Raw genomic sequence first — 18,611 nt, forward strand, 5'->3', positions numbered from 1 at the left:
CAGCGATCCGGTTGCTAGAATGGCGGCTCCCTCATCGTTTCCGGACCGATTCATGACAGCGACGCCCGCTTTCCGTTTGCGCCTGGCCAGGCGCATTGATGACATCGAACCCTTTCGTGTGGTGGAGGTCCTGACCCGCGCCACGGAGCTGGCAGCAGCGGGGCGGGATGTGGTCCACCTGGCGGCGGGGGCGCCGGATTTCAGTACCGCCGAGCCGATCATCGAGGCCGGGCGCGCAGCGCTGGCCGCCGGGCACACGCACTACTCCCAGGCCACCGGCCTGCCGGCCCTGCGGGAGGCCCTGTCCCGGCACTATGCCGAGACCTACGGCCTGGACATTCCCGCCCGCCGCATCATCGTCACGCCCGGCGCCTCCGGGGCGCTGTTGCTGCTGTCCGCCCTGTTGCTCAACCCCGGGGATGGCATGCTGCTCACCGACCCCGGCTACCCCTGCAACCGGCATTTCATGCGCCTGGTGGAGGGGCACGGTGAGCTGGTGCCGGTGGATGCCAGTACCCGCTACCAGCTCACCGGTGAGCTGGTGGACCGGCACTGGCGTGACAGCACCGTTGGGGCCATGGTCGCGTCGCCGGCCAATCCCACCGGCACCTCGCTGACCCGCGAGGAGCTGGCCGAACTGTCCGCCGCGGTGCGCCAGCGCGGCGGGCAGCTGATCGTGGACGAGATCTACCACGGTCTGGGCTACGACCGCCCGACGCCGTCGGTACTGGAAGTCGACGACCAGGCCTTCGTGGTCAACAGCTTCTCCAAGTATTTCGGCATGACTGGCTGGCGCCTGGGCTGGCTGGTGGCGCCCGAGGAAGCGCTGCCCGGCCTCGAGAAGCTGGCCCAGAACCTGTTCATTTCCATGTCGACCATGGCCCAGCATGCGGCCCTGGCCTGTTTCGAGCCGGGCACCCGGGACATCTTCGAGGAGCGCCGGGCGATTTTTCGCCAGCGCCGCGACTTCCTCCTGCCGGCGCTGGAGACCATCGGTTTCAAGGTGCCCTGCAGGCCGGACGGCGCTTTCTACATCTACGCCGATGCCTCGCGCTTCACCGACGACAGCCAGGCCCTGTGCTGGCAGCTGCTGGAGGAGCACGGCCTGGCGTTGACCCCGGGCGTCGATTTCGGCCACGTGCGGGCCAATGAACACCTGCGCTTCTCCTACGCCACCAGCATGGAGCGTCTGGAGGTGGCGGTGGAGCGCTTGGCCCGGGTACTGGGCTGATGGACTTCGCGCCCCTGCAAGAAGGGCGCCTGCTCCGGCGCTACAAACGCTTTCTGGCGGACGTCGAGTTGCCGGGCGGCGACGTGGTGACCGCCCACTGCCCCAATACCGGTGCCATGACCGGCTGTGCCGAGCCCGGCAGTCGGGTGTGGCTTTCCCACAGCAGCTCGAAGACCCGCAAGCTGCCCTGGACCTGGGAGCTGGTGGAAACGCGCGAGGGCATGGCCTGCATTCACTCGGCCCTGGCCAACCGGGTGGTAGCCGAGGGGCTGGCTGAAGGGCGGCTGACCGGCTTCGAGGCCTACCCTGAACACCGGCGGGAGGTGAAAATAGCCGAGGGCTCCCGCGCTGACCTCCTGCTCGAGGGCCCGGGGGGCCAGGTCTTCGTGGAGGTGAAATGTGTCACCCTCTGCGATGCCGGCGGGCAGGGGCGCTTTCCGGATGCGGTGACGACGCGCGGGCGCCGCCACCTGGAGGTGCTGGCGGAGCGCCTGGATGCGCGGACCCGCTGCCTGCTGTTGTTCTGTGTCTTCCACGCCGGCGTAAACCGGGTCTGTGCCGCCGGGGATATCGATCCCCGCTACCGCGACAGTCTGGCGGCGTCCCTGGAAGCCGGGGTGGAAGTCCAGGCCTGGGGCTGCGCGGTCGGCACCGCGGGCCTGACCCTGGGCGAGCGCCTGCCCTTCAGCCTGGACCCGCAGCCGTGACAGCGCCGTTGTCTTCCGCCCAGCTCACCGGCAAGGACGGCAGTCAGCTGGTGGAACTGGGGGAGGGGGCACAACTGCATCCGCAGGCGGCAGCGGCCTTTCGCCGCCTGCAGGCGGCCGCTGCAGAGGCGGGCTTCCAGTTGGCGATCGCCAGCGCCCACCGCAGCTTTGCCCGCCAGTGCGCGATCTGGAATGCCAAGGCCAGTGGCCGGCGGCCGGTGAACGATGACGCTGGGGAGAGGGTCGACCTCGCGGCACTCTCCGCCCCGGAGCAGGCGCATGCCATTCTGCGCTTCTCGGCACTTCCCGGTACCTCGCGCCACCACTGGGGCACGGATCTGGACGTCTACGATGCCGCGGCGGTCCCGGCGGACTACCGCGTGCAACTGACGCCCGACGAGGTGGCACCGGCGGGGCCGTTTGGTCCCCTGCACGCCTGGCTGGACGCGCGCATGGCGGCGGATCGCTCGGAGGGGTTCTTTCGTCCCTACGCGCAGGATCGCGGTGGCGTGGCGGTGGAGCGCTGGCACCTGAGTTACGCGCCCCTCTCGGTGCACTGTGAATCAATGCTGGATGCCGCTCTGCTCAGGGCGTCCTGGTCGGGGGAGGAGCTGCTGCTGCGGGAGGTGCTGGAGGCGGAACTGCCGGCGCTGCTGGCCCGCTATGTCCATGTGCCCGCTGACTGGTGTCCCGCCAGATACCGGCGGCCTCGGGACTTTATCCGCTGAGTTGCAGGTGCCGCTGAAGGGGTGGCGGCGATGGGGCCTGGTGTGGGACGACCCCCGCCGCGGATGCGGTCGGGGGCCTGTGCGAGATGGGGCTCAGCGCATTTCCGGGTGGGAGTTGTCGAAGTTGGCAACGGCATCGACGATGGCCTTGCGCGCTTCGTCGGAACCGCCCCAGCGGTCGATCTTGACCCACTTGCCTTCTTCCAGGTCCTTGTAGTGCTCGAAGAAGTGCTGGATCTGGCGCACCAGCAGTTCGGGCAGGTCGGTGTATTCCTTGATGTCGGCGTAGCCCTTGAACAGCTTGGTGGTGGGCACGGCAACCAGCTTGGCGTCACCACCGGCTTCGTCGGACATGTGCAGGATGCCCACCGGGCGGCAGGGAATCACGCAGCCGGCAACCACGGTGTGGGGGGTGTGCACCAGCACGTCCAGGGGGTCGCCGTCATCCGCCAGGGAGTTGGGGATGTAGCCGTAGTTGCAGGGATAGAACATGGCCGCCGTCATGAAGCGGTCGACCATGATGGCGCCGCTGTCGTGATCCACTTCGTACTTGACCGGGTCGGAGTGGGCGGGGATCTCGATGATCACGTTGATTTCGTCGGGGATGTTCTTCCCGGCGGGGATCAGGTTAAGGCTCATGGCGATTCCTGTGCTGAGTGTGGTGGAAAAAAGGCGGCGCAGTATAACAGGCTCTGGTCAAACCTTGAACGATGTCTTCAGCTTGCGCGGTACCGCGGCCAGCTTCAGGCGGGTGTAGCGGGGCAGCCCGTTGCGGTATTCCGGGTAGGCCTCGCCGGCGATCAAGGGGGCCAGGTACTCCCGCGCGGCCTCGGTGATGCCGAAGCCGTTGCGGCTGATAAAGCCGCGGGGCATCTTTTTCTCGCGATTGGCCACCTGCTCGAGGGGGGCCTCGCCGATGCTCCAGCGGTAGCGCTTGCCCTTGCCGCGCACAATGCAGGGCATCACCGCGTTGTCCCCGCGCAGGGCGAATTCCACCGCCGCCTGGCCCACGGCATAGGCCTGCTCGAGGTCGGTCTGCGAGGCGATGTGCCGCGCCGAGCGCTGCAGGTAGTCGGCCACTGCCCAGTGATACTTGTAACCCAGTTCGGACTTCACCATGTCCGCGAGCACCGGTGCCAGCCCGCCGAGCTGGCTGTGGCCGAAGGCGTCGGTGACCCCGGCGTCGCTGAGGAAGCTGCCATCCTTGTACTGGGCGCCCTCGGAGGCGACGATCACGCAGTAGCCGTGGCGTTTCACCGTGCGCTGCACCTGCTTGAGAAACTTCTCCCGCTGGAAGGCCACTTCCGGAAACAGGATGATGTGCGGGGCGTCGCCCTCCTGCTCCGCGGCGAGGCCGGCGGCCGCGGCGATCCAGCCGGCGTGACGGCCCATCACTTCGAGAATGAATACCTTGGTTGAGGTTTCGCACATGGAGGCGACATCCATGGCCGCCTCGCGGGTGGAGATGGCCACGTACTTGGCCACCGAGCCAAAGCCCGGACAGTTGTCGGTCAGGGGCAGGTCGTTGTCGATGGTCTTGGGAATGTGGATGGCCTGGATCGGGTAGCCCATGGACTCGCTGAGCTGGGAGACCTTGAGGCAGGTGTCGGCGGAATCGCCGCCACCGTTGTAAAAGAAGTAGCCGATGTCGTGGGCGCGGAAGACTTCGATCAGGCGCTCGTACTCGGCGCGATTCTCTTCCAGGCTGCGCAGCTTGTGGCGGCAGGAGCCGAAGGCCCCGGCCGGGGTGGTCATCAACCCGCGAATCGCCGCGGCACTTTCCTTGCTGGTGTCGATCAGATCCTCGCGCAGGGCGCCGATGATGCCATTGCGCCCCGCGAATACCTTGCCGATCTTGCCGCGGTTTGCGCGGGCGGTCTCGATCACGCCACAGGCTGAAGCATTGATGACGGCAGTGACGCCACCAGACTGGGCGTAGAAGGCATTTTTCCTGGGCATTGGCAAACCTGTGTCGAGTGAAACGGGAAGGCCCCATGATACGTGATTGCCCTTCACTTGTAGACCGCGGGCGGTCGAATTACCGCCCGCGGCGCACCGTCGGGATGGCGGCTGCGTGCTACACTCGCGCCCTCGCGCTGGAGGAGGCGGACGTGAAAGGCCATTTGCACATACTCGGCATCTGCGGGACCTTCATGGGCGGTATCGCCCTGCTGGCCCGCGCCCTGGGTTACCGGGTGACCGGCTCCGATGCCAATGTCTATCCGCCCATGAGCACCCAGCTGGAGGCGGCGGGGATCGAGCTCATGGAGGGCTACCGGCCAGAGCACCTGCAGCCCGCGCCCGACTGGGTGGTGGTGGGCAATGCCCTCAGTCGCGGCAATCCGGCGGTGGAGTCCCTGCTCAACCGCGGCCTGGCCTACACTTCCGGCCCCCAGTGGCTGGCGGAGCACGTGTTGCGAGACCGCTGGGTCCTGGCGGTGTCCGGCACCCACGGCAAGACCACCACCGCCAGTCTGCTGGCCTGGCTGCTGGAGGATGCCGGTATGTCACCGGGTTTCCTGATCGGCGGCGTGCCCGGCAACTTCGGCGTCTCCGCCCGCCTCGGCGACAGCGACTTCTTCGTGGTGGAGGCGGACGAGTACGACACCGCCTTCTTCGACAAGCGCTCGAAATTCCTTCACTACCGCCCGCGAACCCTGGTGATCAACAACCTGGAGTTCGACCACGCGGACATCTTCCCCGACCTCGCGGCGATCCAGCGGCAGTTCCATCATCTGCTGCGCTGTGTGCCCGGCGAGGGGCTGGTGCTGCACCGCCAGGGTGTGCCCGCCATCCAGGCGGTGCTCGACATGGGCTGCTGGACGCCCACGGAATCCTTCGCCATTGGTGCGACGGCGAGCTGGCGGGCGGAGCTGCAGCGCGAGGACGGCAGCGCCTTCCGGGTACACGCCCCCGGTAGTGACGCGCCTCTGGCGGTCGAATGGCCACTGCTGGGCCTGCACAACGTCGAGAATGCCCTGGCGGCCCTCGGCGCGGCGCGCCATGTCGGTGTGCCGCCCCGGCAGGCCGCGGGCTCCCTGGCCGGTTTCCGCGGCGTGCGCCGGCGCCTCGAGCTGCTTGGCGAGATCGCCGGGGTGCGCGTCTACGACGACTTTGCCCATCACCCCACGGCCATCGCCACCACGCTCCAGGGCCTGCGCGCCGGCGGCGGGGAGGGGCGCCTGGTGGCGCTGATCGAACCGCGTTCCAACACCATGCGTATGGGTGAACACCGGGCAGCCCTGGCGGAGGCCTGCCGCGACGCCGACCAGGTCTACTGGTACCAGCCGCCCGGCATGACCTGGTCCCTGGACGCGGTGCTCGCCGGCAGCCCGGTACCGGCGAGCTTGAGCGAGGACATCGACGCGCTCGCCCGGCAGGTGGCCGCGGCGGCATGTACGGGGGACCGTATCGTGATCATGAGCAATGGCAGCTTCGGCGGTATCCATCACCGACTGCTCGAGGAACTGGAGAAGGCGCACACCCGATGATCGATCACCCCCTGTTGCGGGCCTACGACGCCCTGGTCCTGCGCCGCCCCCGGCTGTCCCTGCTGCTGGTGCTGGCGCTGGTCCTGCTGGCCCTGAGCCAGACACCGAAGATTCGTCTCGACGCTTCGGCGGACTCCCTGATGTTGCAGGGCGACCCGGCCCTGGAGTTCTTCCGCGAAGTCAGCGCGGAGTACGCGACCCAGGATTTCCTCCTGCTCACCTGGCAGCCACACGCGCCGCTGCTGAGCGATGCCTCCCTGCAGCCCCTCGACGCCATGGCAGACGAGTTGCGCGAGCTGCCCGGGGTGGCCTCGGTGGTCACCGTCTGGGATGTGCCGCTGCTGGAAAGCCCGCCGGTGAGTCTCTCTGACATCACCTCCGGTAAACCCCTGCCGCACCTGCGGGATCCCGGAGTGGATCGCGAGCAGGCCCTGGAAGAGTTCACCACCAGCCCGATTTACGCCGAGCTTCTCGCCAGTCGCGACGGCGAGCTCACCGCGGTACAGGTCAACCTCGAGCGCGACCAGCGCTATTTCGAGTTGCTGCAGGAGCGCGACAGCCTGCGCGAGCGGGCCGAGGCGGAGGAACTCAGTGAGTCGGAAGCGGCCCGGCTGGAGCAGGTCGAGGCGGCGTTCAAGGCGCATACCGCCAAGGCCCTCGAGGCCCAGAGTGAACTGGTGGCCTCGGTGCGGGCCATCGCCGAGGACTACCGCGAACACGCGCGCATCTTTGTCGGCGGTGTGCCGATGATAGCCGCGGACATGGTCGCCTTCGTGCAGAACGACCTGGTGCTGTTTGGCAGTGCGATCCTCGGCATCATGTTGCTGGTACTGGCAGTGATCTTCCGGCGGGTGCGCTGGGTCGTGATTCCCCTGGCGACCTGCAGCGCCACGGTGGTGATCATGCTCGGCCTGCTGGGCTTCCTCGACTGGCGGATGACGGTGATCTCATCCAATTTCGTGGCCGTGCTGCTGATCATCGCCCTGGCCATCGCCATCCACCTGGTGGTGCGCTACCGCGAGCTGCATGCCAATGACCCCGACGAGGACACCCACCGCCGCGCCCTGCAGACGGTGGCGGCGATGGCCGTGCCCTGTGTGTATACCGGCATCACCACGATCGTCGCCTTCATGTCCCTGGTGGTGTCGGGTATCCAGCCGGTAATCGATTTTGGCTGGATGATGACCGTGGGCATCCTGGTCGCCCTGGTCATGGCCTTCATTATCGTGCCCTGTCTGATCGAGATCTGGCCCAGCCATCGGCCGCTGTACATCCGCAAGTCCCACCAGCCGCTGACGGTGTATTTCGGCCGCGCCACCGAGCACTTCGGCAATACCATCCTGGTGGTCAGTGCGCTGCTGGTGGGCCTGGTCATTTGGGGGCTGACCCGTCTGGAGGTGGAGAACCGCTTTATCGATTACTTCAAGGACACCACCGAGATCTACCAGGGCATGCAGCTGCTGGATTCCAAACTCGGTGGCACCATTCCCCTGGACATCATCCTCACGCCGCCGGACGATCAGCAGCCGCTACCCGGTCTGGAGAACGTGGGCAGCGGCGAGTCGGGCGGCGCCCCCCTGGCCGAGGACGACCCCTTCCTCGACGACAGTCCGGATTTCTCCGGCGAAGGCTTCGCGGCTGCCGAAGCGGTATCCAGTGGTGACGCCTGGGGCGACGAATTCGCCGACGACCCCTTTGCCGAGGACAGCTTCGCCGGTGACGCCGGCGGCTTTGGCGAGGAGACGGAAGGCTTCACACCGAGCTTCTGGTTCAGTCTCGAGGGCATGCGCCTGCTGGATGCCGCTCACGCGCACGTGGACGCCCAGGAAGAGACCGGCAAGGTGCTCTCGCTATCGACCCTCTTCACCGTGGTGCGCGACCTGATGGGCGAGGATATCGGCAGCGTCGAGCTGGCACTGGTCCAGCGCAGTCTGCCGGAAGAGGTCGCCGACTTGATGGTGGACCCCTATTTCTCCGCCGAGCACAAGCAGGCGCGCATTACGGTCAGGGTAATGGAAACCAGTGAAAGCCTGCGCCGCAACGCCTTCCTCGAGCGGCTCCACGCGGAGCTGGTGGAGGTGACCGGGCTGGCGCCGGACAACGTGCGCTTCACCGGCATGCTGGTGCTTTACAACAATGTGCTGCAGAGCCTGTTCCGCTCGCAGATCCTCACCCTGGGGGCGGTCTTCCTGGCTATCCTGGTGATGTTCCTGCTGCTGTTCCGCTCCCTCTCCCTGGCCTTGATCGCGCTGGCGCCGAATATTCTCGCCGCCGGGCTGGTGCTGGGCGTCATGGGCCTGGCGGGCATTCCCCTGGACATCATGACCATCACCATCGCCGCCATCGTGGTGGGCATCGGGGTCGACGACTGCATCCACTACGTGCACCGCTTCCTGCACGAGTTCCCGAAGGATCGCGATTACCTGGCCACTATGCACCGCTGCCACTTCAGTATCGGGCGGGCCATGTACTACACCACCATTACCGTGGTTATCGGTTTCTCCATGCTGACCCTGTCCAACTTCACACCGAGTATCTACTTCGGTCTGCTGACGGTGCTCGCCATGATCGCCGCGGTAGTCGGGGCGCTGCTGCTGCTGCCGCGCCTGATCCTCCTGGTGCGTCCGCTGGGGCCCGAGGGCAAAGAGGACTGATATGGAGTGTCGCCCGGGCTGCGGCGCCTGCTGTGTGGCGCCGTCCATCTCCACAGCATTTTTCGGCATGCCCCGGGGCAAGCCGGCCGGGGTGGCCTGTGTACACCTGACCCGCGACCGTCTCTGTGGGCTCTTCGGCGACCCCCGGCGGCCGGCGGTGTGCGAGAACTTCCAGGCCGACCCCGAGTTTTGCGGCGAGGATCGCGAGACCGCCTACATCAATCTGCTGGACCTCGAGGCCAGCAGCCATCCCGACAGCCAGGTGTAATACATGTCGACGACGGAAATCCCCCTGTTCCCCCTCTCATCCGTGCTGTTTCCCTGTGGCCGCATGCCGCTGCAGATTTTCGAACAGCGCTACCTCGATTTGGTGCGCGACTGCATGCGTCGCGGCAGCGGTTTCGGCGTGGTGTGGATCCGCAAGGGCTCGGAAGTGGCTCGAGAGGGGCGTGCACACCACGAACTGTCGGAGCTGGGAACGCTGGCGCGGATCGTCGACTGGGACCAGCTGCCCAACGGCCTGCTGGGGATTGTGATCGAGGGGGAGCAGCGCCTGCGCCTGCACAGTACCCGGGTGGCCGCCAACGGGCTGGTCTGGGGCGAGGTGACGCTGATGGACCCACCCGAGCCGACGCCACTGCCGCCGCAGTGGGCCAGCCTGCAGGAAATCCTGGCCGACCTGGGCAAGCACGCCGAGGTCCGCCGCCTGGGCCTGGAGCTGCAGAGTGACGATGCCTGGGAGGTCGGCTACCGCCTGGCCCAGCTACTGCCCCTGGAGGAATCCCTCAAATACGGCCTGTTGGTGGCCGACGACAGCGGCCCGCTGCTGGACCAGCTGGACCTGATCATCAGCCACATCAGCGGCGAGAGTTAGCCCCGGCGCACCCAGGCACCCTTCAGCAGCGCCTGCTCCAGGCGCTCGCGCACACCGCGGGGGCTTTGCAGCTCCATGCGCGCCAGGGCCTCGGTCAGCCCGGGTGTTGCCGCGGGAGCCAGCAGGCCGCCCCAGGCGAGCCGGGCCAGTTGCCAGCGCGAATGTGCGACGCCCTTGAGCACGTCCAGGGCGCGCAGCAGCGCCTGTTCGGTGGGGCTGAAATCGCTGGCGAAGGGCAAGTCGTGCAGGGTGCCGGCCTCGATGGCCGGCTGCAGCACCGCGCGGATACGCTCGGGGGTGTTTCGCTGCCAGGTCGCGGGCGGACGGAAGTTCCAGGGCAGTTTGCCCGCCGCCTGTGCCTGCGCCAGCAGCGGTGCCTGAAAACGCGCATCGGTCACCGACAGCATTGCCTCGATCACCTGGGCGTCGGTCTTGCCGCGCAGGTCGGCGATGCCGTATTCGGTGACCACGATGTCGCGGTAGTGACGCGGAATGGTGGTGTTGCCGTACTGCCAGTGGATATTCGATTCCACCTTGCCGCCTTGCCGGCGGGTGGCGGGCACCACGATTACCGAGCGGGCGTCCGGCAGCGCGAAGGCCTGTGCGGCGAAGTCGAACTGGCCGCCGACACCGCTGACCACACGGCCATCCTCCAAGCCGTCGGACACCACCTCGCCGCGCAGCGTCACCAGCATGGCCTTGTTGATGAAGCGGGCACCGGTGCGGGCGGCCTGCCGGGCGGCCTGGTCGCCGTAGAGCTGGTTGGTGAACAGGATACTGCGCATGGCCAGGCGTTCGCGCTCGCGATCGTCCATCTCGCGCAGGCGCTGATAGAGACTGCGGGAGCCGAGGAAAAAGGCGGCATTGAGAACCTTGCCGTCCACCTCGCGCCGCAGCACGCCCGCCTCGTACAGATCCAGGAAGCCGTCCACCAGCATTTCGCTGAGGCCGTGCAGGCCGCTGGCAAAGGGCGCCAGGTGGTCCGCCGGCGCCGCCGGCTCGCCCGCCAGTTCCCGGCTGAGGCTGCGAAAACGCCGGTTGTCGCGGTGGCGCAGAATCAGGGCCTGGGCGATGGCATCCCCCAGGGCGCCGATACCGATCTGCAGGGTGCCGCCATCGGGTACCAGGCGCGCCACCTGCAGGGCGGCGGCCTGATCGCTCAGGCCCAGGGGCTGGCGCGGTGGGGCGAAGAGGGGGAACTCGCAGGCCGGGCTGTCCAGGATGGCGTCGAATTCCTCCGCCGCCAGCAGGGCATCGCCCGCCATGAAGGGCAGTTCGCGGTTGACCTGGCCGAGAAACAGAAAGTCGGCCCGCCCCGCCCGGCGCGCCTGCAGCAGCTCGCCGGTGAGGTCGGTATTGCAGCTGGCGCTGTAGGCCTGCGGCGCACTATCCGTCGGGGGCGCCGCCACCAGCTGGGCGATGACATTGATGCCCCGGTCCAGCAGGTACTCCGGGACATGGGTGTAGTTGGCGCAGATATGGTTCTGCTGTGCGTCGGCATCCCCCAGCCGGCTGCCGGCGAGAAAGAAAAATTCCTCGACCCGGATATTGTCCGGCAGCCGCCCCTGGCGCCGGGCCTCGGCGTAGCGCAAGGCCGGGTAATCGCCGAACAGCCGCTCCACCACCGGCTGCAGGAAGCGGCGCTCCAGATTGTTCTGGTAGGCGGGCTTTTCCAGGGTCAGGGCCGTGAGGATCGTCAGGCTTAGCGCGGGGTCGGCGGCGACCCGGTCGTAGAGGGCATTGGCGATGTGATTGGCCTTGCCCAGCCCCAGGGGCAGCGCCAGCACGATGTGCGGACCGACCCGCTGGACGACCTGCTCGGCAATCGCTTCGCTTTCGGCACAGGGTTGATCCACGCTCAGCCCCGACCGCTGCGGCGCAGGCGTCGGTCGACCCACGCGTGATAGGCGCGGGCCAGCAACGGTCGCACCAGGGGCAGGCCGATGACAAAGGCCAGTGGCTTGAGCCACAAGGTCCTGCGCATCAGCAGGATGTAGGCGTCCAGCTCGCGAAAGACCGTGCCGCTCTCCGAGTCTTTTACGTGCAATTCGCGCAGGGCCTGCGCCGGTTCAATGCCTGCGGCCCGCAGCTCCGCCTCGCGGCCGGTGATGTCCACCCAGGCGACGCGCTCGGCGTGTTTGCCGGCGATAGCCTCGTAGCGGCGGCGGTCGCGTACGCAACCGGGGCAGGCTCCATCGTAGTAGACGGTCAGTGGCTGGCGGCTTTCACTCATGTCTGCAGTGTAACGCATGGCTATGCAGGTTGGTCGCCGTCTGGGCTTGCCGGGATGGTTCCGGTGGCTCAGCGCCCGGCCGCGCCGAGAACGGCGACGCCCTGCGGCGTAAAGCCGGATACCTCCCGCACCCGCAGCTGCATCCGGCCCGTGGGCAGCGTGTCATCGAAGCCGATGGTAACGCTGCCGGCCAGCATCGGCGCCAGGGCCGCAATCAGCTCGCGGGCGATGGCACGGTCGGCGGGGCGCACGCCCAGTACCAGCCCGTCGGCGCTGACTGCCGGTTGCCCGCCGCCCTCCTGCGTCGCGAAGTCGCCCAGGTTGTATTGGGCCAGCAGAGCGCGCAGGCGCTCGGCCAGCTCGGTGGCCCTGGCGGAACCCGGCGCGGCGCTCAGCGCAACCGAGGGGCCGAGCATCTGGTACTCGGCACGGAAGCGGGAGAGATTCTGCAGCACATGCTCCCGCGTCGCCGCCGACAGCGGGGCGGTGGCCTGAAGCGCGCCCATATCGTCGGGGTCGCCAATTTGCAGGCGCTGGTAGTCGGCGCCTTCCGACAGCACCTGCACGCGTTCGCCCTCGCCGTCCCCGAAGAGATAGACCAGCAGCAGCGCCAGCAGGACCACCGCCGGCGCCATCCAGGCATAGCGGCTCATCGAGCGCGCGCCGGGGCGTTCAGCGAGCATGGGCGACCCTCCTTTCACGGCCCCAAGGGGCCTTTCGACAGCGAGACATGGTTTCCAGCCTAGTGGCTGTGGCGGATGGGTGCAATGTGGTGCCGGGGCTGGCCAAGTGAGTCATGTGTGCTAGGGTGAATAGTGCAGTCACCCACAAGGAGGTCGTATGAGTGACCATGTTTACAAGGTAATCGAAGTCGTCGGCTCCTCCACCAAAAGCGTGGAAGACGGTATTGAGAATGCCATCGCCCGGGCCAACGAGACGATCGAGAACGTCGAGTGGTTCAAGACCGAGGAAGTCCGCGGCTCGGTGATGAAGGGCAAGGTGGCCTACTATCAGGTCGTGCTCAAAGTCGGCTTCCGACTGAACTGACCTTCAGGTCAGCCACTCCAGGGCAAGGTGGGCAGCCGCTGTCAGCAGCGCCAGATTGAGCGCGCTGGACGCGGCCAGGCTCACCAGGCCGACGGGCCCGCTCCAGAGTGGCGCCACTCGCGGCGCCTTCAGCGCCGCGAGCCGGCTCTCCCGATAATCATTCAGAAATCCTGCCCCGGCGCCCCTCGGTTGCCCGGGGCTTCCCAGCGTCATCAGCAATCGGGCCAGCCTTTGCGCCCCGCAGCGGCGTGCCGCCGCGGCGTCGCAGGCAAGTTCGGTCTGCTCCGAGAGGTCCGCCAGCAGCTGTCGCCGCAGCCCGCGCGGCCAGCACAACGTGGCCCAGTGGGCCAGCTGTCGGCGCAGATTGTCGCGCCGCCGGGCGTGGCTGCCCTCGTGGGCGAGCACGGCATCGAGGTCTGCCTCTGACAGGCGCGCGACCAGCGCGCTGGACAGGAAGATGCGCGGTCGCCACAGGCCGGCGCACCAGGCCAGCGGCCGGGCGCTCTGAACCTGTTCAAAAGCCGTACAGGGTTCGGCGAGCTGGCCGAGCAGCTGCAGACGCTGCCGTGTCCGCGCTGCCACCGCGATTCCCCCCAGCAGCAATACCGTTATCGCCAGGAAGCTGACCCCTGTCAGCGTCAGGCCGCCGGGAGAAAGCAGGTGGATTTCCGGGCTGTGGGGCAGGCAGCGCGGCCCGTGGCAGTGTGCCGGCACCAGGAGTCCGGCTACCTTTGGAGACATCAGTACCAGGGTCGCCAGGCTGGCGCAGAGCACTGCCTGCAAGGCGTAAAACAGTGTCCAGCGCGAGGCGCTGGCCGCCGGGCCGGCGAGCAGCAAGCGCCGCAGCAGGGGGTAGGCGAGGGCAGAGAGCAGCGAGGCCAGCAGCAGGCTGGCGCAGCCAGTGACCAGCAGCTGCAGGGGCGCGGTCAACTCAGTCATCGCTTGCCGCCTGGCGGTGGCGGCGCAGGGCCGCCTCGAGGGTATCGTCGGTATCGCCCGGCGCGTCCTCGAGATAACTGATGAAGCCGGAGATCACCGGCTGCATGTCGCCGCCGGCAATGTCCCGGGTGATGTCCTGCAGCAGCTGGCTGATCAGATCCTGGCGGCGGCAGCGCGCCGCGTAGGCATAGGCGCGGCCCAGTTTGTGGCGACTCACCAGCTTTTTGCGGTACAGGCGCTCCAGGGTGCTCTGTATGGTACTCAGGCCAATGGTGCCCGCCGGCATGTTGTCGAGTACCTGCTGGGCGGTGGTTTCGCTCTCCCTACCCCAGAGCACCTCCATGACCGCGAGCTCGCGCGTCCCCAGGCTGGGCAGCGACTGCCGGCGATTCTGCAGCCCCAGCATGGCGGCGAGGCCCCGCGAATTTTCAGCCATGAAAACCGATCCATTCTCGGTATTGGTGGCGCGTGCTACAACGTCGCGCCAGCGAGCGCCCCATTTTAGACGCGGGCGAACAAAAACACAGCAGGGAAGGGGAGAAAGCGCGATGGATCGGACCTGGATACGCCAGCTACTGGTGGTGGGGGCGGCGTTGGCCGCGGGACTGTCGGTGGGCCAGGCCAAGAGCCAGTCGGGCCTGGAAACCGTCGAAGTGGAGGGGCGCCGGGTCAATCTCCTGGGCTCGGCGATCTCGGCTTCCGAAGGCCTGATTGGCCAGGCCGAGATTGCCCTGCGTCCTCTGCTGCGCACTGGCGAGGTCCTGGAGTTGGTGCCCGGGATGGTGGTTACCCAGCACAGCGGCACCGGCAAGGCCAATCAGTACTTCCTGCGCGGTTTCAACCTGGACCACGGCACCGATTTCGCCACCTTCGTCGACGGCATGCCCCTGAACATGCGCAGCCACGGCCACGGTCAGGGCTACACCGACCTCAACCCGATTATCCCGGAAGCGCTGTCGGCGATTGCCTACCGCAAGGGTCCCTACCACGCCGATGTGGGTGACTTCTCCGGTGCCGGCAGTGCGCAGTTCCGGCTCGCCGATCGCGTCGAGAAGGGGCTGGCGGAGCTGAGTCTGGGCGAGGACGCCTACCGCCGCCTGGTCGCGGTGGACAGCAGCCGGGCCCTTGGCGGTGACTGGCTGTACGCGGCGGAGCTGAACAGCTACGACGGCCCCTGGCGCGGTCTCGAGGAGGATCTCGAACGCTTCAATGGCCTGCTGCGACACACCCGGGAGCTGGGTGCGGGTAGGCTGAGCGTCACCGCCATGGCCTACGACAACCAGTGGAACAGTGCCGACCAGATACCCAGCCGGGCGGTAGCACAGGGGCTGATCTCCCGGCGCGGGGTGATTGATCCCACGGTGGGGGGGAAATCGAGTCGCTACAGCCTGAGTGCCCGCTGGCACGACCAGCAGTGGGAGCTTTCCGCCTACAGTATTCGCCACGATCTGAACCTGTGGTCAAACTTCACCTACTTCCTGGACGACCCGGAAAACGGCGACCAGTTCGAGCAGGTGGACGAGCGCTGGATCCATGGGGGCAGTGGCAGCTACCGCTGGGAGGACAGCATCTTTGGCCGCCCGGTGACCCAGCGCCTTGGCCTGGAACTCCGCTACGATGACATCGACGAGGTTGGGTTGTACCGCAGTGTCGAGCGCCGCCGACTCGGCAGTATTCGCAGCGACGCCGTTGAGGAGTTCAGCACGGGCCTGTTCTGGGATGCCGAGCTGGTCTGGAGCGACCGCCTGCGTACGGTGGTGGGTGCCCGCTACGACTACTACGATTTCGAGGTGGATGGCCGCGTTGCGCGCAACATCCAGGGCGTCGACCTGACTCCCAACAGCGGCAGTGCCGACGACGGGCTCCTCAGCCTGAAGGGCAGCGTGATCCTCGCCCTGGACGATGACTGGGAGGCCTACGCGGCCGCGGGCCAGGGCTTTCACTCCAACGATGCCCGGGGCACCACGATACGCGTGGACCCGGCCGACGGCAGCGCGGTGCCGCGGGTCGATCCCCTGGTCGAGTCCCTGGGAGCGGAGCTGGGCCTGCGCGGCGTGTGGGCGGAGCGCCTGAATACTTCCGTGGCCCTCTGGTATCTGGAGCTCGACAGTGAGCTGGTTTTCGTCGGCGACGCCGGCAACACCGAGGCCAGCGGGGAGACCCGGCGCCACGGCCTGGAAGTCACCGCCTATTACCAGCTCAATCCGCGCTGGACGGCCGACCTCGAGTACGCCTGGAGCGACGCCCGTTTCACCCGCGCCACCGCCGGTGGCCGCGAGATCCCCGGCGCGGTGGAGCATGTACTGCAGGCCGGCGTCAGCCTGACCGACTGGAAAGGCTGGTACGGCAGCCTGCGCCTGCGCTACTTCGGCGAGCGACCGCTGGTGGAGGACGGCTCCGTCGAGGCCGACGCCACCACCGTGGTCAATCTGCTGGTGGGGCGGCAGCTGGCGCCGAACTGGCGGCTCAGCGCCGAGCTGCTCAACCTGCTGGACAGCCGCGACCACGATATCGATTACTTCTACGCCTCCCAGCTGCCCGGCGAAGCCGAGGCGGTGGAGGACGTCCACTACCACATCATGGAGCCGCGCACCCTGCGCCTGGGCCTGACCTGGAGTTTCTGAGGCGGTAGATGCGGGGGCAGTGGCCCCGCCGGCGCCGCAGGGCGCCGGGTGTCAAGGCCCTGCGGGTGGCGCCAGGCTTTCCCCCAGGGCCTCGCGCAGGGGGTCGAGCCAGGGCGCGTAGTGGCGCCACTGGTCCACGGCGCTGCGGAACAGCGGCTGGCGCACCTGCTCTGAGCTGGGAGTGCGCACCGCGCGCTCGCTGCGGTGGTACTCCAGGCACTGGGCTTCAAAGGGCAAACCGAGGAAGTCCAGCATGCGCCGCACCTGGCCTTCCAGGTCCGCCAGCAAGTCCTCGTGCTGCACCCGCAGCACCTTGCCGGGCAGTACGGCGTCCCAGTGCTCCATCAGTTCGACATACTCCCGGTAGTATCGCCCCAGCTCTGCCTGGTCGTAACTGAACTCCTGCCCCGAGGCGAACAGCTGCTTGAAGTTGCTGAAGCAGCAGGCCATGGCGTCGCGCCGCGCGTCGATGATGCGGGCGCGGGGCAGGATCAGGTGGATCAGACCGATGTGCCGGAAGTTGTTGGGCATCTTGTCGATAAAGAAGGCGGCGCCCTGGCGGTGGACGCGGGCCTCCTCCAGGAATTGCTCCCCCAACTTGCGCAGGGTGTCGCTGTCCAGGCCTTGCAGGCGCTCGGGATAGCCCTCCCCCGGAGCGCGGGTGCCGTGGCCGTCGAGCCGCTGGGCCAGGGCGGGAATGTGGTTCAACTCCATGGTGCCGTCAATGGCGGAGTGGGCCGAGAGAATCTGCTCCAGCAGGGTGGAGCCGGCCCGTGGCATGCCGACGATAAAGATCGGGTCCGGTGCCTCGCAGCCGCTGGCGGGGCGGCCCCGCAGGAAGTCGGCGCTGAAGAAGGCCCGCTGCCGTGCCAGGCGCTGGGACATGCGCGCCGCATCGTAGCGCAGGGTGCCCCGGCGCAGGCGGTTGCCGCGCTGGTAACAGTCGAAAGAGCTGGCGTAGTCCCCGGCATCCTCCAGCGCCTTGCCGAGGGCGAAGCAGAGGTGGATGCGGTCTTCCAGCGCGGTATTTTCATCGGCTTCGCGCTCGCGCATCTGCGCCAGGTCATCGGCGCTGAAGCGAAAGGTCTTGAGATTGGCCAGGCTCCACCAGGCGTCGCCGAAGTCCGGCCGGATGGCACTGGCCGCCCGGTAGGCCTCGACGGCCTTTGCTGTCTCGCCGGTGGTCTTCAGGGCGTGGCCCAGGGTGAGCTGCATCGCCGGGTCGTCGGGGTGTTCCGCCAGCAGGGCGCGCAGCAGCGCGATGCCGTCCTCGAAGCGGCCCACGGCAATGTACTGGTTGGCCAGGGTGGCGCGGATGGAACGGTTGCCGGGCAGGCGCTGGTCCAGTGCCTCGGCCTCGGCCAGCGCGCGGCTGAACTTCTGCTGCCGGTAGAGCACGTTGACCCGGTCCAGTCGCGCCAGCAGGTTGTCGGGGTAAAACTCCACGGCACTGTCGAGGAGAAACTCGGCCTCCTCCAGCTGACCGTGCTGACTGGCGATGGCCGCCAGCAGGCGCATACCCTCTACTTGCTGCGGGTTTCGCTGCAGGTAGTGCCGGCAGAGGGTCTCCGCCCGCTCCAGGCGGCCTTCGTGCAGCATGCTGCGCGCACTGAGAATTTCCACGGGCAGCTGGCTGAGAGCGCGCACTTGGATGGCGGCCTCCCGCGCCAGGTCCTGCCACTCGGGACGCGCCGCCGTGAGTGGCCCCAGCGCCTTCCAGCTCGCCAGCAGGGCCGGGTTGCGGGCGGTGGCGTCACGAAAGGCGGCGAGGGCGCGAAAGGGCTCGTCCAGGGCCAGCCAATTGTGCCCCCGCTCCTGGTACAGGCGACCGTAGCCCGGGTCCTGCCGCTGCAGGGCATCCAGTTCCTCCAGGGCCTCGCGGTGTCGCCCCTGGTAGCGGCAGGCCACCGCCAGCAGATAGCGGGCTTCGCGCCCGCCCCCCGATTCCAGTGCCGCCCGCGCCAGTTCTTCCGCCGCCGCGAAATCTCCCCGGCGCAGGGCCCGCCCGGCCGCCTCCAGGGGGGCGTCCGTCGAGCGTGCCCGGGCCGAGGCGGCGGGCGTTGTTTCGGGGGCGCGGCTCACC

General features: G+C 67.7%; 17 protein-coding genes. 9 read left to right on the forward strand and 8 right to left on the reverse strand.

Annotated features, from left to right (window positions below; all coding sequences use genetic code 11):
* Positions 1-52: 52 nt before the first annotated feature.
* Genes ACYVGS_RS10445 through ACYVGS_RS10455 form a run of 3 tightly spaced genes read left to right on the forward strand, consistent with a single transcriptional unit; the run spans position 53 to position 2,666 of the window.
* Positions 53-1,231 carry a pyridoxal phosphate-dependent aminotransferase gene (locus tag ACYVGS_RS10445; protein ID WP_460588623.1) on the forward strand — a complete coding sequence of 393 codons (1,179 nt, stop codon included), beginning with the start codon at positions 53-55 and terminating at the stop codon, positions 1,229-1,231.
* Positions 1,231-1,938 (forward strand): DNA/RNA nuclease SfsA, encoded by a 708-nt coding sequence (sfsA, locus tag ACYVGS_RS10450; RefSeq protein ID WP_460588624.1) that lies wholly within the window; start codon positions 1,231-1,233, stop codon positions 1,936-1,938. The genes ACYVGS_RS10445 and sfsA overlap by 1 nt, the downstream gene beginning before the upstream one ends.
* A complete protein-coding gene (locus ACYVGS_RS10455; RefSeq protein ID WP_460588625.1) occupies positions 1,935-2,666 on the forward strand; it encodes a M15 family metallopeptidase in 732 nt (243 codons plus the stop codon). Before sfsA ends, ACYVGS_RS10455 begins: the two co-directional genes overlap by 4 nt.
* A gap of 93 nt (positions 2,667-2,759) precedes the next feature.
* Here ACYVGS_RS10455 and ppa read toward each other — a convergent pair whose 3' ends face one another.
* Together ppa and ACYVGS_RS10465 are read right to left on the reverse strand one after the other, a co-directional pair.
* The gene (ppa, locus tag ACYVGS_RS10460; protein ID WP_460588626.1) at positions 2,760-3,305 is read right to left on the reverse strand and encodes an inorganic diphosphatase; all 546 of its coding nucleotides are present in this window, start codon (positions 3,303-3,305) and stop codon (positions 2,760-2,762) included.
* Between the two features lie 57 nt (positions 3,306-3,362).
* The gene (locus tag ACYVGS_RS10465; RefSeq protein WP_460588627.1) at positions 3,363-4,625 is read right to left on the reverse strand and encodes a 6-phosphofructokinase; all 1,263 of its coding nucleotides are present in this window, start codon (positions 4,623-4,625) and stop codon (positions 3,363-3,365) included.
* Between the two features lie 152 nt (positions 4,626-4,777).
* Here ACYVGS_RS10465 and mpl point away from each other — a divergent pair, with 152 nt between their 5' ends.
* From mpl to ACYVGS_RS10485, 4 genes are read left to right on the forward strand one after another with little or no spacing between them, the layout of a single operon-like run.
* Positions 4,778-6,157, forward strand: coding sequence for a UDP-N-acetylmuramate:L-alanyl-gamma-D-glutamyl-meso-diaminopimelate ligase (gene mpl / locus ACYVGS_RS10470; protein WP_460588628.1), 1,380 nt, complete (start codon positions 4,778-4,780; stop codon positions 6,155-6,157).
* Positions 6,154-8,811 (forward strand): efflux RND transporter permease subunit, encoded by a 2,658-nt coding sequence (locus ACYVGS_RS10475; protein WP_460588629.1) that lies wholly within the window; start codon positions 6,154-6,156, stop codon positions 8,809-8,811. Before mpl ends, ACYVGS_RS10475 begins: the two co-directional genes overlap by 4 nt.
* A gap of 1 nt (position 8,812) precedes the next feature.
* Positions 8,813-9,079 (forward strand): YkgJ family cysteine cluster protein, encoded by a 267-nt coding sequence (locus ACYVGS_RS10480; protein ID WP_460588630.1) that lies wholly within the window; start codon positions 8,813-8,815, stop codon positions 9,077-9,079.
* Positions 9,080-9,082: 3 nt separating this feature from the next.
* Complete coding sequence (locus ACYVGS_RS10485; protein ID WP_460588631.1) at positions 9,083-9,685, forward strand: LON peptidase substrate-binding domain-containing protein; 603 nt, start codon at positions 9,083-9,085, stop codon at positions 9,683-9,685.
* On the opposite strand, the gene ACYVGS_RS10490 is transcribed toward ACYVGS_RS10485, so the two are convergent.
* From ACYVGS_RS10490 to ACYVGS_RS10500, 3 genes are read right to left on the reverse strand one after another with little or no spacing between them, the layout of a single operon-like run.
* The gene (locus tag ACYVGS_RS10490; RefSeq protein WP_460588632.1) at positions 9,682-11,541 is read right to left on the reverse strand and encodes an acetyl-CoA hydrolase/transferase C-terminal domain-containing protein; all 1,860 of its coding nucleotides are present in this window, start codon (positions 11,539-11,541) and stop codon (positions 9,682-9,684) included. The genes ACYVGS_RS10485 and ACYVGS_RS10490 overlap by 4 nt on opposite strands.
* Before the next feature lie 2 nt (positions 11,542-11,543).
* A complete protein-coding gene (locus tag ACYVGS_RS10495; protein ID WP_460588633.1) occupies positions 11,544-11,936 on the reverse strand; it encodes a thiol-disulfide oxidoreductase DCC family protein in 393 nt (130 codons plus the stop codon).
* 50 nt (positions 11,937-11,986) lie between these two features.
* On the reverse strand, positions 11,987-12,601 hold the full coding sequence (locus ACYVGS_RS10500) for a hypothetical protein (protein WP_460588634.1): 615 nt from the start codon (positions 12,599-12,601) through the stop codon (positions 11,987-11,989).
* Between the two features lie 157 nt (positions 12,602-12,758).
* On the opposite strand from ACYVGS_RS10500, the gene ACYVGS_RS10505 reads away from it, so the two are divergent.
* On the forward strand, positions 12,759-12,965 hold the full coding sequence (locus ACYVGS_RS10505; RefSeq protein WP_460588635.1) for a dodecin family protein: 207 nt from the start codon (positions 12,759-12,761) through the stop codon (positions 12,963-12,965).
* A 3-nt stretch (positions 12,966-12,968) separates the two neighbouring features.
* Here ACYVGS_RS10505 and ACYVGS_RS10510 read toward each other — a convergent pair whose 3' ends face one another.
* Positions 12,969-13,904, reverse strand: a complete 936-nt coding sequence (locus ACYVGS_RS10510; protein ID WP_460588636.1) for a M48 family metalloprotease — start codon at positions 13,902-13,904, stop codon at positions 12,969-12,971.
* The gene (locus ACYVGS_RS10515; RefSeq protein WP_460588637.1) at positions 13,897-14,340 is read right to left on the reverse strand and encodes a BlaI/MecI/CopY family transcriptional regulator; all 444 of its coding nucleotides are present in this window, start codon (positions 14,338-14,340) and stop codon (positions 13,897-13,899) included. Before ACYVGS_RS10515 ends, ACYVGS_RS10510 begins: the two co-directional genes overlap by 8 nt.
* Positions 14,341-14,452: 112 nt before the next feature.
* Between ACYVGS_RS10515 and ACYVGS_RS10520 the strand changes: the two genes are divergently transcribed.
* Complete coding sequence (locus tag ACYVGS_RS10520) at positions 14,453-16,528, forward strand: TonB-dependent receptor (RefSeq protein WP_460588638.1); 2,076 nt, start codon at positions 14,453-14,455, stop codon at positions 16,526-16,528.
* Between the two features lie 51 nt (positions 16,529-16,579).
* On the opposite strand, the gene ACYVGS_RS10525 is transcribed toward ACYVGS_RS10520, so the two are convergent.
* Complete coding sequence (locus tag ACYVGS_RS10525; protein ID WP_460588639.1) at positions 16,580-18,610, reverse strand: tetratricopeptide repeat-containing sulfotransferase family protein; 2,031 nt, start codon at positions 18,608-18,610, stop codon at positions 16,580-16,582.
* Position 18,611: the final 1 nt, after the last annotated feature.

Source organism: Haliea atlantica (assembly GCF_054779855.1).